Raw genomic sequence first — 16,612 nt, 5'->3', positions numbered from 1 at the left:
GCGCTTGACGGGCGAAGGACCTCTCGCAGCGGGACGGTCGGCCCAACGAAGAAAGAGGCTCGAAAAGCGACATGGCTCAGACGTCGGCGAGAAAGTTCACCGGTCGCAAGCGCATCCGCAAATTCTTCGGACATATCCGCGAAGCGGCGGAAATGCCGAATCTGATCGAGGTTCAAAAGGCCTCCTACGATCAGTTCCTCCTTGTCGACGAGCCGAAAGGCGGCCGTCCTGACGAGGGGTTGCAGTCCGTCTTCAAGTCCGTCTTTCCGATCTCCGACTTCTCGCAGGTCTCCTTGCTCGAATTCGTGCGCTACGAGTTCGAACAGCCCAAATATGACGTCGACGAGTGCCGCCAGCGCGGCATGACCTACGCTGCGCCGCTCAAGGTGACGCTGCGCCTCATCGTGTTCGACGTCGATCCCGACACGCAGGCGAAGTCGGTCAAGGACATCAAGGAGCAGGACGTCTACATGGGCGACATGCCCTTCATGACGTCGAACGGCACCTTCGTCGTCAACGGCACCGAGCGCGTCATCGTCTCGCAGATGCATCGCTCGCCGGGCGTGTTCTTCGACCACGACAAGGGCAAGAGCCATTCGTCGGGCAAGCTGCTGTTCGCCGCCCGGATCATTCCCTATCGCGGATCCTGGCTCGACATCGAGTTCGACGCCAAGGACATCGTCTATGCGCGCATCGACCGCCGCCGCAAAATTCCGGTGACGTCGCTCCTGTTCGCGCTTGGCCTCGACGGCGAAGAGATTCTGTCGACCTTCTACAAGACCATCCTGTACACGCAGGACGGCGAGAACTGGCGCATGCCGTTCGACGCCGAGCGCATCAAGGGCGTGAAGGCTGTCGCCGATATGGTCGACGCCGACACCGGCCAGGTGATTCTCGAAGCCGGCAAGAAGCTCGCCGTGCGCGCCGCGCGCCAACTCGCCGAGAAGGGCGTGAAGGCGATTCGCGTCGCGCCGGAAGAGCTCTACGGCCAATATCTCGCGCAGGACCTCTTCGACCCCGCCACCGGCGAGATCTTCGCCGAAGCGGGCGACGAGATCACCGTGAAAACGCTGCCGCTGCTGATCGAAAAGGGCTTCGACGAGCTGCCGGTGCTCGACATCGACCACATCAATATCGGGCCCTACATCCGCAATACGCTCGCCGTCGACAAGAACTCGACTCGCGAAGAGGCGCTGTTCGACATCTATCGCGTCATGCGCCCGGGCGAGCCGCCGACGATGGACACGGCGGAAAACATGTTCCACTCGCTGTTCTTCGATCCGGAGCGCTATGACCTCTCGGCCGTCGGCCGCGTGAAGATGAACATGCGCCTCGATCTCGACGCGCCGGACACGACGCGGACGCTGCGCCGCGAGGACATCCTCGCGGTCGTCAAGGCGCTCGTCGATCTGCGCGACGGTCGCGGCGAAATCGACGACATCGACCATCTCGGCAACCGCCGGGTGCGCTCGGTCGGCGAACTGATGGAGAATCAGTATCGCCTCGGCCTGCTGCGCATGGAGCGCGCCATCAAGGAGCGCATGTCGTCGGTCGACATCGACACGGTCATGCCGCAGGACCTGATCAACGCCAAGCCGGCGGCGGCCGCCGTGCGCGAATTCTTCGGTTCGTCGCAGCTGTCGCAGTTCATGGACCAGACCAATCCGCTGTCGGAGATCACGCATAAGCGTCGTCTCTCGGCGCTTGGCCCGGGCGGCTTGACCCGTGAAAGGGCGGGCTTCGAGGTGCGCGACGTGCATCCGACGCATTACGGCCGCATCTGCCCGATCGAAACGCCGGAAGGTCCGAACATCGGCCTGATCAATTCGCTCGCGACCTTCGCCCGCGTCAACAAATACGGCTTCATCGAAGCGCCGTATCGTCGCGTGCGCGACAGCAAGGTGACCGGCGAAGTGGCCTATCTGTCGGCGATGGAGGAGGCGAAATATCACGTCGCTCAGGCGAACGCGCAAGTCGACAAGGACGGCAATCTGACGGAAGACCTCGTGCTCTGCCGTCACGCCGGCGACGTCATGCTCGTGCCGCGCGAGAAGGTCGACGCGATGGACGTGTCGCCCAAGCAGCTCGTGTCCGTGGCCGCGGCGCTGATTCCGTTCCTTGAGAACGACGACGCCAATCGCGCGCTGATGGGGTCGAACATGCAGCGCCAGGCGGTGCCGCTCGTCAAGGCGGACGCGCCGCTCGTCGGCACCGGCATGGAGCCGATCGTGGCGCGCGACTCCGGCGCCGCCATCTCGGCGCGCCGCACCGGCGTGGTCGACCAGATCGACGCGACCCGTATCGTCATCCGCGCGACCGAAGAACTCGATCCGGGCAAGCCCGGCGTCGACATCTATCGGCTGATGAAGTTCCAGCGCTCGAACCAGTCGACCTGCATCAACCAGAAGCCGCTTGTTCGCGTCGGCGATCTTGTGGTGAAGGGCGACATCATCGCCGACGGTCCGTCGACCGACCTCGGCGATCTGGCGCTCGGGCGCAATGTGCTCGTCGCCTTCATGCCTTGGAACGGCTACAACTTCGAGGACTCGATCCTCCTGAACGAGCGCATCGTCAAGGACGACGTGTTCACCTCCATTCACATCGATGAATTCGAGGTGATGGCGCGCGACACGAAGCTCGGTCCGGAAGAAATCACCCGCGATATTCCCAACGTCTCGGAAGAGACGCTGAAGAATCTCGACGAGGCGGGGATCGTCTATATCGGCGCCGAGGTGCAGGCCGGCGACATTCTCGTCGGCAAGATCACGCCAAAGGGCGAAAGCCCGATGACGCCGGAAGAGAAGCTGTTGCGCGCCATCTTTGGCGAAAAGGCCTCCGACGTGCGCGACACGTCGCTGCGCGTGCCGCCGGGCGTTCAGGGAACCATCGTCGAAGTGCGCGTCTTCAACCGCCACGGCGTCGAGAAGGACGAGCGCGCCCAGGCGATCGAACGCGAGGAGATCGAGCGTCTGGCCAAGGACCGCGACGACGAGCTCGCGATCCTGGACCGCAACGTCTATACGCGCCTTTGTGAAACGCTGATCGGCAAGGTCGGCGTCGCCGGCCCCAAGTCGTTCAAGAAGGGCGAGAAGCTGACTCAGGCGATCCTCGACGAATATCCCCGCTCGCAGTGGTGGACCTTCGTCGTCGAGGACGACGCGCTGATGGCGTCGATCGAAGCCGTGCGCAAGCAATATGACGAGTCGAAGAAGGGGCTTGAGAACCGCTTCCTCGACAAGGTCGAGAAACTGCAGCGCGGCGACGAACTGCCGCCCGGCGTGATGAAGATGGTCAAAGTCTTCGTCGCGGTGAAGCGCAAGATCCAGCCCGGCGACAAAATGGCCGGCCGTCACGGCAACAAGGGCGTCGTTTCGCGCATCGTGCCGCAGGAAGACATGCCGTTCCTCGAGGACGGCACGCCTGTCGACATCGTGCTCAATCCGCTCGGCGTGCCGAGCCGGATGAACGTCGGACAGATTCTCGAGACGCATCTCGGCTGGGCCTGCGCCGGTCTCGGCAAGCAGGTCGGCCAGGCGGTCGACGCCTATTATCGCAGCAAAGACGTCAAGCCTTTGCGCAAAGCGCTGACCGGAATCTACGGCGACGATCCGGAACTCGCCTCGCTCGACGAGACGAGCCTCGTGGAAGTCGGCAAGGATTTGAAGCGCGGCGTGCCGATCGCGACGCCGGTGTTCGACGGCGCGCGCGAGAAGGACATCGTCGACATGCTGGAGAAGGCGGGACTGGCCTCGTCAGGTCAGGTGCGGCTCTTCGACGGGCGCACCGGCGAGACCTTCGACCGCAAGGTGACCGTCGGCTACATCTATATGCTGAAGCTGCACCATCTCGTCGACGACAAGATCCACGCGCGCTCCATCGGCCCCTACTCGCTCGTCACTCAGCAGCCGCTGGGCGGCAAGGCGCAGTTCGGCGGTCAGCGCTTCGGCGAAATGGAGGTCTGGGCGCTCGAAGCCTATGGCGCCGCGTATACGCTGCAGGAGATGCTGACCGTGAAGTCGGACGACGTCGCCGGCCGCACCAAGGTCTATGAGTCGATCGTGCGCGGCGACGACACCTTCGAATCGGGCATTCCGGAGAGTTTCAACGTGCTCATCAAGGAGATGCGCTCGCTGGCGCTGAACGTCGAACTGACCAATGCGGAGCCGGAAGAGGAAGCGCCGCCCACGGCGGCCGAGGCGGCGGAGTAAGTTCGCGTTTCCCTCTCCCGCTCGCGGGAGAGGGTGGCTCGACGCAGTCGAGCCGGGTGAGGGCCCTCATCCGTCATGCTTCGCATGACACCTTCTCCCGCAAGCGGGAGAAGGAGCGCGACAAAGAATTTCAACCGGCGGAAGACGCAAGGCGCGCTTCCATCCCGGTCCAGGAGAAGACCATGAATCAGCAAGAGGTCATGAATCTCTTCAATCCGGTCGTGGCGACGCAGGCCTTCGACCAGATTCAGATTTCGATCGCAAGCCCGGAGAAGATTCTTTCCTGGTCTTACGGCGAGATCAAAAAGCCCGAGACGATCAACTACCGCACGTTCAAGCCCGAGCGCGACGGACTGTTCTGCGCGCGCATCTTCGGTCCGATCAAGGACTATGAGTGCCTGTGCGGCAAATATAAGCGGATGAAATACAAGGGCGTCATCTGCGAGAAGTGCGGCGTCGAGGTCACCCTCGCGCGCGTGCGGCGCGACCGCATGGGCCACATCTCGCTCGCCGCGCCCGTCGCCCACATCTGGTTCCTGAAGTCGCTGCCCTCGCGCATCGGCCTGTTGCTCGACATGACGCTCAAGGATCTTGAGCGCATCCTCTACTTCGAGTCCTACATCGTCATCGATCCGGGCCTGACGCCGCTCAAGGAGCGTCAGTTGCTGTCGGAAGACGAATATCTGCGCGCGCAGGACGAATATGGCCAGGACACGTTCACGGCCATGATCGGCGCGGAAGCGATCCGCAAGCTTCTTGAGTCGATGGACCTCGAAGCCATCGCCGCGTCGCTGCGCATCGAGATCTCCGAAGCGAAGACCGAGCTCAAGCCCAAGAAGCTGGCGAAGCGTCTCAAGATCATCGAGGCTTTCCTGCAGTCGGGCAATCGCCCCGAATGGATGATCCTCAAGGAAGTTCCGGTCATCCCGCCGGATCTGCGTCCGCTCGTGCCGCTGGACGGCGGCCGCTTCGCGACCTCGGATCTGAACGATCTCTACCGCCGCGTCATCAACCGCAACAATCGTCTAAAGCGGCTGATCGAATTGCGCGCGCCGGACATCATCATCCGTAACGAGAAGCGCATGTTGCAGGAGGCCGTCGACGCGCTGTTCGACAACGGCCGCCGCGGACGGGTGATCACGGGCGCCAACAAGCGTCCGCTGAAGTCGCTCGCCGACATGCTGAAGGGCAAGCAGGGCCGCTTCCGCCAGAACCTCTTGGGCAAGCGCGTCGATTATTCCGGCCGCTCGGTGATCGTCGTCGGTCCGGAGCTGAAGCTGCATCAGTGCGGCCTGCCCAAGAAGATGGCGCTCGAGCTGTTCAAGCCCTTCATCTATTCGCGTCTCGACGCGAAGGGCTATTCGGCGACCGTCAAGCAGGCGAAGAAGCTCGTCGAAAAGGAAAAGCCGGAAGTCTGGGACATCCTCGACGAGGTCATTCGCGAGCATCCGGTGCTGCTGAATCGCGCGCCGACTCTGCACCGTCTCGGCATTCAGGCCTTCGAGCCGGTGCTGATCGAGGGCAAGGCGATCCAGCTGCATCCGCTCGTCTGCGCCGCCTTCAACGCCGACTTCGACGGCGACCAGATGGCCGTGCATGTGCCGCTGTCGCTTGAAGCGCAGCTCGAAGCGCGCGTGCTGATGATGTCGACGAACAACATTCTGCATCCGGCCAATGGTCAGCCGATCATCGTGCCGTCGCAGGATATCGTTCTCGGCCTCTATTATCTCACGCTTGAGCGCGACGGCGAACCCGGACAGGGCATGGCCTTCGCGAGCCAGGGCGAGATCGAGCACGCGATCGCCGCCAAGGCGGTCACGCTCCACACCAAGATCAAGGGCCGCGCCTGGACCTATGATGAGAAGGGCAAACGCGTGTCGAAGATTTTCGACACGACGCCCGGCCGCATGATGCTCGGCCAGCTCATGCCGAAGCACGACAAGATTCCCTTTGACGTCGTCAACAAACTGATGACCAAGAAGGAAATCTCGAACATGATCGACACCGTCTACCGCAACTGCGGTCAGAAGGAGACGGTCATCTTCTGCGACCGCATCATGTCGCTTGGCTTCCGCGAAGCCTTCAAGGCGGGAATCTCCTTCGGCAAGGACGACATGGTCGTGCCGGAAAACAAGGAGGCGATCGTCTCCGAGACGCGGGCGGCGGCCAAGGAATATGAGCAGCAGTATAATGACGGCCTGATCACCCAGGGCGAAAAATACAACAAGGTCGTCGACGCCTGGATGAAGTGCACGGACAAGCTCGCCGAGGAGATGATGCAGCGCATCTCGTCGGTGAGCAAGGACGAGCATGGCCGCGACGTGCCGATCAACTCGATCTACATGATGTCGCATTCCGGCGCGCGCGGCTCGCCGCAGCAGATGAAGCAGCTGGCCGCGATGCGCGGGCTGATGGCCAAGCCCTCGGGCGAGATCATCGAGAGCCCGATCATCTCGAACTTCAAGGAAGGCCTCACCGTCCTTGAATACTTCAACTCCACGCACGGCGCCCGCAAGGGTCTCGCCGACACGGCGTTGAAGACGGCGAACTCGGGCTATCTCACGCGCCGCCTCGTTGACGTCGCGCAGGATTCCATCATCTCTTCGACTGACTGCGGCTCGCAGAACGGCATCCGCATGCGCGCGATCATCGACGCGGGACAGGTCGTCGCCTCGCTGACGTCGCGAATCCTCGGCCGCACCGCGGCGGAAGATCTGATGTCGCAGGACGGCAAGACCGTGATCGTGCCGGCCGGCGAGATGATCCAGGAGCAGCACATCGACGCGATCAACGCCGCCGGCATTCAGGAGGTGAAGATTCGCTCGGTCCTGACCTGCGAGGCCAAGAACGGCGTCTGCGGCAAGTGCTATGGACGCGATCTCGCGCGCGGCACCCCCGTCAATATGGGCGAAGCCGTCGGCGTCATCGCGGCGCAGTCGATCGGGGAGCCGGGCACGCAGCTCACCATGCGCACCTTCCATATCGGCGGCGCTGCGCAGCTGGCTGACCAGTCGTTCATCGAGTCGAACTTCGAGGGCAAGGTGCATGTGCGCAATCGCCATCTCGCCCGCAACTCGGACGGCGACCTCATCGTCATGGCGCGTAACGTCGCCATCGTGATCCTCGGCCCCAATGGCGAGGAGCGGGCGGTGAACCGCCTGCTCTATGGCGCCAAAATGAAGGTCGACGAGGGCGACAAGGTGAAGCGCGGCCAGCGACTGGCCGAGTGGGACCCTTACACGCGTCCGATCATCAGCGAAGTCGACGGCGTCATCGGCTTCGAGGAGCTCGTCGAAGGGCAATCGATGTCGGAGACGGTCGACGAATCGACCGGCATCACCAAGCGCATGGTCATGGACTACCGCCTGAACCTGCGTTCGGCCAGTCTGAAGCCGTCGATCGTCATCAAGGGCCCCGACGGCAAGATCGTCAAACTGGCCCGCGGCGGCGACGCACGCTACTTGCTGCCCGTCGACTCGATCATCGCCGTCGAACCGGGCTCGACGGTGAAGGCCGGCGACATTGTCGCGCGTATTTCGGTGGAGAGCGCCAAGACCCGCGACATCACCGGCGGTCTGCCGCGCGTCGCCGAGCTTTTCGAGGCGCGCCGTCCGAAAGATCACGCGATCATCGCGGAAATCTCCGGCACGGTCGCCTTCGGCAAGGACTACAAGAACAAGCAGCGCATCACCATCACGCCGACCGAGGAAGGCGCGGATCCGGTCGAATATCTGATCCCGAAGGGCAAGCATATCCACCTTCAGGATGGCGACGTCGTCGAGAAGGGCGATTACATCGTCGACGGCAATCCGGCGCCGCATGACATTCTGGCGATCAAAGGCGTGGAGGAGCTTGCGGCTTACCTCGTCAACGAGATCCAGGAGGTCTACCGGCTGCAGGGCGTCAACATCAACGACAAGCACATCGAAGTGATCGTGCGTCAGATGTTGCAGAAGATCGACATCGTCGATCCGGGCGACACCGGCTTCCTCGAAGGCGAGCAGGTCGACAAGCTGGAGCTCGAGGAAGCGAACGCCAAGGCGCTCGAGAATGGCGGCAAGCCTGCGACGGGCACGCCGGTGCTGCTCGGCATCACCAAGGCCTCGCTGCAGACGCGCTCCTTCTTCTCCGCCGCCTCCTTCCAGGAGACGACGCGCGTGCTCACCGAGGCCGCCGTCAACGGCAAGATCGACCCGCTCGTCGGGCTCAAGGAGAACGTCATCGTCGGCCGGCTCATTCCGGCCGGCACCGGCGCGGCGATGGCGAAGTTCCGCGCCGTCGCTGGCGGACGCGACGAACTCATCATCGAGCAGCGCGCCGAAGCGGCCGAGCCTGCGCCGGCGCTGCCGCCGGCGGAGTGAGATCGCCATATGTTAAGGACTCCCTTCTCCCGCTTGCGGGAGAAGGTGTCGCCGCTTCGTGGCGACGGATGAGGGCCCTCACCCGACCCTGCTTCGCAGGGCCACCCTCTCCCGCAAGCGGGAGAGGGAATATCCGACGCGCATGATGTCCCCATCCCTGCCCGCGCGCGCCGCGCGCGCGCTGATCTTCGTCTATCGCGTCACCTTCTCGGCCTTCGCGGGACGCTTCTGCCGGTATGCGCCCACCTGCTCGGAATACGCCGACGAAGCCATCGCGAAACATGGCCTCTGGGCTGGCGGCTGGATGGCGTTCGCGCGGATCTGCCGCTGCCGTCCGGGCGGCGGCGCGGGTTTCGACCCAGCGCCCGCAACTCTGCGCGCCGACGCGAGCCCGCTCACGCCCTGGCGCTATGGCGTCTGGCGCCAGCGCTTGGTCTGTGAAGCCGTCGCGCCCGAAGACAAGACGAACGCCGGCCGCCCTTAATTGAGCACGACGACTTTCGTCCCGACCTTGACGCGACTGTAGAGATCGACGACGTCCTTGTTGGTCATGCGGATGCAGCCCGATGACACGGCGGCGCCGATCGTGTCCGGCTCGTTGGAGCCATGAATGCGATATTGGCTCGAACCGAGGTAGAGCGCGCGCGCGCCAAGCGGATTTTCCATGCCGCCGGCCATATGGCGCGGCAAATCCGGCCTGCGCTTGAGCATCTGCGGCGGCGGACTCCAGTCCGGCCACTCGCGCTTGCGCGAAATCGTCTTCACGCCTGACCAGGTGAAGCCCATTCGGCCGACGCCCACGCCATATTCGATCGCGCGTCCATCGCCGAGCACGTAATAGAGCCGACGGTCCTTGGTCGAGATGACGACCGTGCCGCGCTTGAACTGCGGATGGCGCCAATAGACGACCTGCCGCGGTATCGCCTGCTCGCGAAATACATTGAGGAAGTCGGCGAGCGGACCGCGATTGATCGGGCTGTCGAACGCCTGCGCCGGGGCCGCGATGAAGAGAAGCGCGGCGAGAATCATAGGTCCGCTGTTTCGGCGCATGGTCGATCTCCCGAAAGCCGCGCACCGAGCTTTTTGGCCGATTATGGCTGATTTCGGGTCGCCGATACGACGCCATGGATCCGATACGCGCCGTTCGGCGGCTCAGATCGTCGCGTTCGATGCGTCCCCGGCCCTTTTGGCGCATCGGTCGAGGATTTCGATTACTTCGTCATCTCTGATCTGGCGAAAGTCCCGGTAGAAAAAGCCAATCGCGCCGAATGCGCGATGCGTCTCAAGACAGACAATCTCATCGACTTCATCGCTGAGAGACTCCAGCGTGTCTGGAGGCGCGACCGGCACGGCCAGCACAAGCTTTTTCGGCGCACGCGCGCGGACGGCGCGCAAGGCTGCGCGCGTCGTCGCGCCGGTGGCGACGCCGTCGTCGACGACGATGGCGATGCGCCCTTTCGCCTCCGGCCGCCGCCGCCGGCCAAGATAGAGCTGACGGCGACGCTCGATCTCCTCAAGCTCGCGCGCGCAAACTCTCTCAAACTCTTGTTCGCTCACATCCGCCATGGCGATCACGTCGTCGTTGCGCACGACGACCGGCGCGCCGCCATCCGCCACGGCGCCCATCGCCAACTCCGGCTGGAAGGGCACGCCAATTTTCCTGACGAGCACGAGATCGAGAGGCGCCTTCAGCAAAACCGCGATTGGCTCGGCGACGGGCGCTCCGCCGCGCGGCAGAGCGAAGACGACAACATCCTCGCCCCTGAATTTCTCAAGCGTGGCGGCAAGGCGATGTCCAGCGTCGGTTCGGTCGTAAAAGGTCATGGCGGCGCCCTCACCTTCGTGTCGGATTGTCGGCGGCGAGCGCCGACTGCGCAACGTTAAGATAGCGCGTCGCCAGAGGCTCCCACTTCCTTGGCTCCCGCGGCGCGTCATCGAGAAGATGCGCGACAGACTGCCGCGCGCGCAGCACCGCGCGCCAAGCCGCGTAAAGCGACGCCAGGCGTCGCGGGGGGTCGCAGGAGAGGCGCTGCGCCACCTTATCGACAAGCGCCGCGCCGAACGTTTTCGCGCCGAGCAGCGCACATTCGACGCCAAGATAGGCAAGCTCGTCGAAGGGATCGACCTGGCGCAGTTCGGCGTTGAACTCCAGACAGTCGAAGATGACGATGGGGTCGCGAAAGCAGATATGCTCCGGGCGCAAGTCGCCATGCCCATCGACGACCTGGCCCTGAAAGACGCGCTCCTGCAACTCTGATCGGCTGGCCGCCAGTCTGGCGTCGAGGATATCGAGCAGAACGGGCGTGCGCCCATGATCGAGCGCGAAATCCCGCCGCGTCAGAACGTCTCGATTCTTTTCCTGCTCGCGAAAAAACCGCAGCGCATAATCCTCGGCGCTGATCGAGGAGCGTTCCACGCCGCGATAGAATTTCCCCAAGGTGTCGCAGAGCGCGTCGATCTGCGCCGCGCTCAAGCGATCTTCAGCGATCAGCCGATCGAGCATCGCTTCGCGCGGCAGGCGGCGCATTTCGACAAGCCAGTCGACGACGGCGCCCTCGCCGCCGAGCGCCATCCGGCGCATCGGACCACAGGTCAGCGGCGCGACGCCCAAATACACATCGGCCGCGAGCCGGCGGTTGAGGCGCACCTCCTCGCGACAATTATGTTCGCGGGCATCGATGGTCGAGAAGTCGAGAAAGGGATAGCGAACGGGTTTCTTGAGCTTGTAGACCTTATCGCCCGCCAGAAACACATAGGACATATGCGTTTCCAGCACGGCCACCGACGCCGGCGCATGCGGATAGGAATCAGGCGCGCTGAGAAATCGAACCTTTTCGGCGGTTGAGGGCGAGTCCGCGTCGCCAGTGGCGGGCGTTCCGCTAGGGGGGATCGACTCCATCGTCGCGCTGCTTTCTCAGCCCTTGACGCAGATGAGCGGCGCGGCTCGCGTGCGGGCCTTTCCGGCCGTCCGCCGGTCCGACAGGATAAGATGCAGGTTAATCTCGTAAAGCGCGCCAGTTTGCAGCGCGCCGCGGCCTTCGACCAAGCCGCGGCAGGCTGTCGCATGTTCAAAGCGTTCGTCGGGCTTCTCGATCTTGCGCATGATCTTTTCTTGCGGTCGGATGACGGCTCAACGCCCTGAACATCGATCTTCGGCTGCGAATGCATCGAAATAAAGCTGTGGCGCGCAATGGGCCTCCGCAACAGGATATGGCGAGGTCTGAGCCGCTTCTCCAGATCGACGATTTATAGGGCGACGCCATTTAGGCTGAAACGTCCCATCCGCACGAGGTCCCGATGACGAGCGACTTCACGACCGCCGACGTCGCAATCGGCCCCCATCGATTGGAGGGTTCGCTGTACCTGCCCCAATCGCCACAGGGGCTTGTCATTTTCGCGCATGGCAGCGGCTCCTCGCGCTTCAGTCCGCGCAACAGATATGTCGCCGAGCGACTTGTCGCGCAGGGATTCGCCTGTTTGCTGTTCGATCTCCTCACCGCCGAGGAAGGCGAATTCCGGCGCAACGTCTTCGATATTCCGCTGCTCGGCGCGCGCGTCGGCGAGGCGATCGCCTGGATCGGCGACAGCGATATTGCTCGCTTGCCGGTCGGGCTGTTCGGGGCGAGCACGGGCGCCGCCGCCGCGCTCGTCGCCGCGGCCGACGAACCGCGCGTCGCCGCCGTCGTCTCGCGCGGCGGCCGGCCTGATCTTGCAGGCGACGCGCTGCGGCGGGTTCAAGCGCCGACATTGCTGATCGTCGGCGGACTGGACTATGGCGTGATTGAACTCAATCGCAGCGCGCAGCAGCTGCTCAGATGCCGCAGCCGTCTCGACATCGTCCCCGGCGCCACCCATCTCTTCGAGGAGCCCGGCACATTGGAGAGCGTCGTTGAGCGCGCGACCAAATGGTTCATCGAGCATCTTTGCGCCGGTCGCGGCGCGGTGGACGCATAGCGCCATCGCAACGACAGAAGGCTCCGACAAATGACGACGATGGCGCAGACCGAACCACCGCTCAAGCGGCTTTTCGAACGTCTGGACTTCGCGCCTCAGCCGAAACGACAGGAACTCGATGTCTTACATGAGCGCTGGGAGGCGGCGCGCGCCGGCGCCGTCGCGCCTCGGCGAAGCGCGATCAGCTTTGCGCCGGAAGAGCGCGGCGCCGCCGAAACCTTGTTCGTTCATCGATTCGAGGGACAGGACGACGACGGCGTCCTGATCGAAGGCGCGGCGGCGGCGGCGACGTTGCTGGGCCCTTACCGGATCGGCGACAGGCTGAGCGAAGCGGGAAATCGCCGCAGCGCGGTGCGGCTGCGTCGTCTGTTCAAGGAGGTGCGGCGAACCGGCCAACCCGTGCTCGCGCAATACACCAGCGCGGAACGTGGACGCGATCGCGCCATCGTGGAAATTCTGGTGGCGCCGCTTTCGGAAGACGGGAGCACGATCGACTCGGCGCTCACCGCGATTTCGGCGCATGTTCTGGATGGCGCGCCCAGACGGGCGACGCGCGAAACAGCGGAGGCCGGCCTGGCGCTCTTCGCGCTCGGCGCCAGCATATCTGCTGGCGAAGACGTCGCGCAGGCGCTCGGCGTCGAACTCGCGCCGCTGGAAGACCGCGAGTTTGAAGACGGCGAATATAAGATCCGGCCGCTCGAAAACGTGCGCGGCCGCGACTGCTACGTCGTTTTCACCCTGAATGGCGACGAGGTCGCGAGCAGCGCCGACAAGCTGTGCAAACTGCTGTTCTTCATCGGCGCGCTGAAGGACGCGGGCGCTCGGCGCGTCACGGCCGTCACGCCCTATCTGTGCTTCGCGCGCAAGGACCGGCGCACCAAGCCCCGCGATCCGGTCACTACGCGCTATGTCGCGCAGCTGTTTGAAGCGCTGGGAACGGATCGTGTGGTCTGCGTCGACGTGCACAACATCGCCGCCTTTCAGAACGCCTTTCGTTGCGAGACGGTTCACCTTGACGCTCAGGCGCTGTTTGCGCGTCATGTCGCGGCCAACATCGGGGACAGGCCCGTCGCCGTCGTCTCTCCCGATCTTGGCGGCGAGAAGCGCGCGGAACTTTTTCGGCTGCGGCTTGAACGCATGCTGAAGCGGCCCGTGGCCAAGGCCTTCATGGATAAATATCGAAGCGAAGGCCACGTCGTCGGCGATATTTTCGCGGGCGACGTCAAGGATCGCACCGCGATCATCATCGACGACCTCATCGCCGGCGGCGGCACGGTGGCGCGCACCGCCGCGGCCTGCCGCGCGAATGGCGCGGCGCATGTCTGGGTCGCGGCGACCCACGGCGTCTTTTCCGAAAAGGCGGCGTCCGCGCTTAAGAGCGCGCCAATCGACCAGCTCATCATCACCGATACAGCGCCGCTGCAACCGCCCATGGCGGCCGCGCTTGGCGACCGGTTGATTGTGGTCGGCGTCGCCGGCCTCCTGGCCGAGGCGATCCGACGCCTGCACGCAAATGGCTCGATCACGCAGCTGCTGGAGGACGGTCCCTAGCCGCCGGGCGCTCCGGTTGCGTCCTGCAGCGACTCGCGCCACAAGCCTCGCATGAACTTCGAAGACATCGTCATTCGCCGAATGTCCAAGAGCGAAGTTGACCGCGCGCTCGATTGGGCCGCGGCCGAAGGCTGGAATCCCGGACTTTATGACGCGGAGAGTTTCTACGCCGTCGACCCGGCGGGATTCTTCATCGCCGAGCGCGCGGGCGAGCCTCTGGGCTGCGTCTCCGCCGTCGCCTATGACGAGTCCTTCGGCTATGTCGGGCTTTTCATCGTTCGTCCGGCTCATCGTGGACAGGGCGTCGGCCTTCGGCTCCTGGACGTCGCGCTGCGGCATGTGCAGGGGCGCAATGTCGGCCTCGACGCCGCGATCGACCTTCAGCAGACCTATGCGCGCTACGGCTTCACATTCGCCTATCGCAACATACGTCATCGATGCGTCGGCGGCGGCGAAGCGCCTGCAGACGTGGCCGAATTGGCTGAAGTTCCATTCGACGAGATCGTGCGTTACGACCGGACGGTCTTCGCCGCATCGCGTGCGAAGTTTCTTTCGCGCTGGATCGCTCAGCCGCAGAGCGCCGCGCTCGCCATGGTCAAGCAGGGCCGGCTCGCCGGCTATGGCGTGCTGCGCGCGTGTCGCGACGGCTACAAAATCGGGCCGCTGTTCGCGGATGATTCACAAATCGCCGACGCGCTGTTTCAAGGCTTATGCGCGCGCGCCGCGGGCGCGCCGGTGTTTCTCGATACGCCCGAAGCAAACGCCGCCGCCATCGCGCTGGCGCGGCGACGCCGGATGACCGCCGTGTTCGACACGGCGCGCATGTATACGGAAGGACCGCCGCCGGGACGCATCGACCGCTGCTACGGCGTCACGACCTTCGAACTCGGGTGATTTGCTTCGCCGGACAGGGCGCCGAGGCGATCGATAAGATCAGAGGCCGTGAGACTCGGCGCGATCAGCGTCGGATCGTCGTCGGCTTCGCCCGAACGGTTGACGCGGGGCGATACGATCCATTCCTGCAGAGCCTCTTCGGGCGGCGCGCGGAGCAACGCCCCGGGATCCTCGCCCGACATCCATGCGCTGACGTCGCGCCAGTCGAGGATCACCGGCATGCGATCATGGAACCGGCGCATCCAGCCATTCGCTGGACCGACGATGATCGTCGCGGACTCGATCTTCTTATCGCTCTCGACGTCGCGACAGCTCTCGCACACGCCGGCGAATGCGAGCGGGCGGCCGTCGCGCGCCGTGAAATAATGCGGAGTCCTGGCGCCTTTCGCCCCGGTCCATTCATACAAGCCCGACGCGGGGATGATGCAGCGCCGCGCTGCGAAAGCCGAACGAAACATCGGCTTTTCGGCGATCGTCTCGGCGCGCGCATTGAAGGTTGCAGGCAGGTCGCGCAGGGGCTTCTTCCACCAGGAGGGCGCGAAGCCCCAGCGCATCTGAACAAGCTCATGTCCCGCCGGCGTCGGCCTGATGACCTCGATCATCGTCGTCGGCGCCACATTGTAGCGCGGCTGCAGATTGCGCGGCTGGCCGATCAAATCGGCAAGCCGCTGGAGCTCCTCCCAGGAAAGATGCTGCGTAAAGCGCCCGCACATAGGCGAGACCGTCCTGTCTCAGTAGTAGTAACGCCGATGACGACGGTAATATGGGCGCGGCGCCGTCGCGGCGCCAATGATCGCGCCGCCCGCTGCGCCGACCGCCGCCGTGGCGAGCGTCGGGCCGGCGAGTCCGCCCGAGGCGAGCGCGCCAATGCCGGCGCCGCCCAGACCGCCGATGACGCCGCCGCCGAGAGCGCGTTCCGCCGGCGTGTAGCAGCCATAAAGCGGCAGTGAGGCCGTCAGAAGCGTCGCGAGAACGAGAGCTTTCTTGACCCGGCGGGGCGTGGCGATGCTGTGCATTTTCATTCCCTTGTTCACACTCATCTCGCCGCCTCGGCAGAAGCCAAGCCTTCGCGGCGCGTCGTCGAATGAACCCAGATTTGCGCCAGAACGATGGCCCCGTCGTGAAGCCGCGGGCCAGAACGCGGCCTCGGCGTGACGACCGGCGGCGGGCGTCCGATGCGACGCTTAATTCGTGTCCTTATAATTGGAATATTTCGCAAGTAAGAATGCTGCGAAGGACGCTTTCTGAAAGATTTCCGATGAGGGATCAATTGTATTGACGCAAGGAGTCGCCTGTTAAATCTTTGCGCCATGCACGCGGCGCCGCTGAGACTTTCGGCATCGAACCTTCAAGCGAAGGATCAGGGCGCGCAATCCACGCGTGGCGTTTCGGGTCCTCAAGGAGATAATGATGTGCGAATTGGCGCGCGAGAGAAAACGCATTGATTCGATCCTCGCCGAAGCGATGAACCAAAACTCGGTTCGACTGTCGATCGATGAAGTCGAACTCGCTGGCTATGGGCTCGCGGCGCTGCGCAGCCATTATGCGCTTTCCTGTTCTGATGAATGCATGCGCAAGAGATGTGACGAATTCGCCGCGCTCGTCGCGCTGTCGCGTCGCGCGCAGCGGCATGCATGGCAGACG

At 64.0% G+C, this 16,612-nt stretch carries 13 protein-coding genes; 6 read left to right on the top strand and 7 right to left on the bottom strand.

Going from position 1 to position 16,612, the window contains the following annotated elements; genetic code table 11:
• The first annotated feature begins 71 nt into the window (after positions 1-71).
• From rpoB to yidD, 3 genes are all read left to right on the top strand, one after another.
• Positions 72-4,208 carry a DNA-directed RNA polymerase subunit beta gene (gene rpoB / locus BN69_RS14425; RefSeq protein WP_014892372.1) on the top strand — a complete coding sequence of 1,379 codons (4,137 nt, stop codon included), beginning with the start codon at positions 72-74 and terminating at the stop codon, positions 4,206-4,208.
• A 182-nt stretch (positions 4,209-4,390) separates the two neighbouring features.
• A complete protein-coding gene (gene rpoC, locus BN69_RS14420; RefSeq protein WP_041927408.1) occupies positions 4,391-8,569 on the top strand; it encodes a DNA-directed RNA polymerase subunit beta' in 4,179 nt (1,392 codons plus the stop codon).
• 145 nt (positions 8,570-8,714) lie between these two features.
• Positions 8,715-9,053 (top strand): membrane protein insertion efficiency factor YidD, encoded by a 339-nt coding sequence (yidD, locus tag BN69_RS14415; RefSeq protein ID WP_014892370.1) that lies wholly within the window; start codon positions 8,715-8,717, stop codon positions 9,051-9,053.
• Here yidD and BN69_RS14410 read toward each other — a convergent pair.
• The 4 genes from BN69_RS14410 to BN69_RS14395 form a co-directional block, all read right to left on the bottom strand.
• Positions 9,050-9,619, bottom strand: coding sequence for a L,D-transpeptidase (locus BN69_RS14410; RefSeq protein WP_014892369.1), 570 nt, complete (start codon positions 9,617-9,619; stop codon positions 9,050-9,052). The genes yidD and BN69_RS14410 overlap by 4 nt on opposite strands.
• A 102-nt stretch (positions 9,620-9,721) precedes the next feature.
• Positions 9,722-10,393 (bottom strand): phosphoribosyltransferase, encoded by a 672-nt coding sequence (locus BN69_RS14405; RefSeq protein ID WP_014892368.1) that lies wholly within the window; start codon positions 10,391-10,393, stop codon positions 9,722-9,724.
• A 10-nt stretch (positions 10,394-10,403) separates the two neighbouring features.
• Positions 10,404-11,468 (bottom strand): hypothetical protein, encoded by a 1,065-nt coding sequence (locus BN69_RS14400; RefSeq protein ID WP_014892367.1) that lies wholly within the window; start codon positions 11,466-11,468, stop codon positions 10,404-10,406.
• A gap of 15 nt (positions 11,469-11,483) precedes the next feature.
• Complete coding sequence (locus tag BN69_RS14395; RefSeq protein ID WP_014892366.1) at positions 11,484-11,672, bottom strand: hypothetical protein; 189 nt, start codon at positions 11,670-11,672, stop codon at positions 11,484-11,486.
• 194 nt (positions 11,673-11,866) lie between these two features.
• Here BN69_RS14395 and BN69_RS14390 point away from each other — a divergent pair, with 194 nt between their 5' ends.
• From BN69_RS14390 to BN69_RS14380, 3 genes are read left to right on the top strand one after another with little or no spacing between them, the layout of a single operon-like run.
• Positions 11,867-12,523, top strand: coding sequence for a dienelactone hydrolase family protein (locus BN69_RS14390; RefSeq protein WP_014892365.1), 657 nt, complete (start codon positions 11,867-11,869; stop codon positions 12,521-12,523).
• Between the two features lie 30 nt (positions 12,524-12,553).
• On the top strand, positions 12,554-14,074 hold the full coding sequence (gene prs, locus BN69_RS18905; RefSeq protein WP_014892364.1) for a ribose-phosphate diphosphokinase: 1,521 nt from the start codon (positions 12,554-12,556) through the stop codon (positions 14,072-14,074).
• Between the two features lie 51 nt (positions 14,075-14,125).
• Complete coding sequence (locus BN69_RS14380) at positions 14,126-14,968, top strand: GNAT family N-acetyltransferase (protein ID WP_014892363.1); 843 nt, start codon at positions 14,126-14,128, stop codon at positions 14,966-14,968.
• Here the strand turns inward: BN69_RS14380 and BN69_RS14375 are convergent.
• The 3 genes from BN69_RS14375 to BN69_RS19500 form a co-directional block, all read right to left on the bottom strand.
• The gene (locus BN69_RS14375) at positions 14,938-15,681 is read right to left on the bottom strand and encodes an SOS response-associated peptidase (RefSeq protein ID WP_014892362.1); all 744 of its coding nucleotides are present in this window, start codon (positions 15,679-15,681) and stop codon (positions 14,938-14,940) included. The two genes, BN69_RS14380 and BN69_RS14375, sit on opposite strands and share 31 nt — an antisense overlap.
• Positions 15,682-15,699: 18 nt before the next feature.
• On the bottom strand, positions 15,700-15,984 hold the full coding sequence (locus tag BN69_RS14370; RefSeq protein ID WP_041927405.1) for a hypothetical protein: 285 nt from the start codon (positions 15,982-15,984) through the stop codon (positions 15,700-15,702).
• Positions 15,985-16,234: 250 nt separating this feature from the next.
• Complete coding sequence (locus BN69_RS19500) at positions 16,235-16,600, bottom strand: hypothetical protein (RefSeq protein ID WP_158491324.1); 366 nt, start codon at positions 16,598-16,600, stop codon at positions 16,235-16,237.
• Positions 16,601-16,612: the final 12 nt, after the last annotated feature.

Origin of the sequence: Methylocystis sp. SC2 (genome assembly GCF_000304315.1) — a bacterium.
Lineage (GTDB): Bacteria > Pseudomonadota > Alphaproteobacteria > Rhizobiales > Beijerinckiaceae > Methylocystis.
Note: the sequence above shows the minus strand (reverse complement) of the source record. Positions and strands in the feature narration are given on the sequence as shown.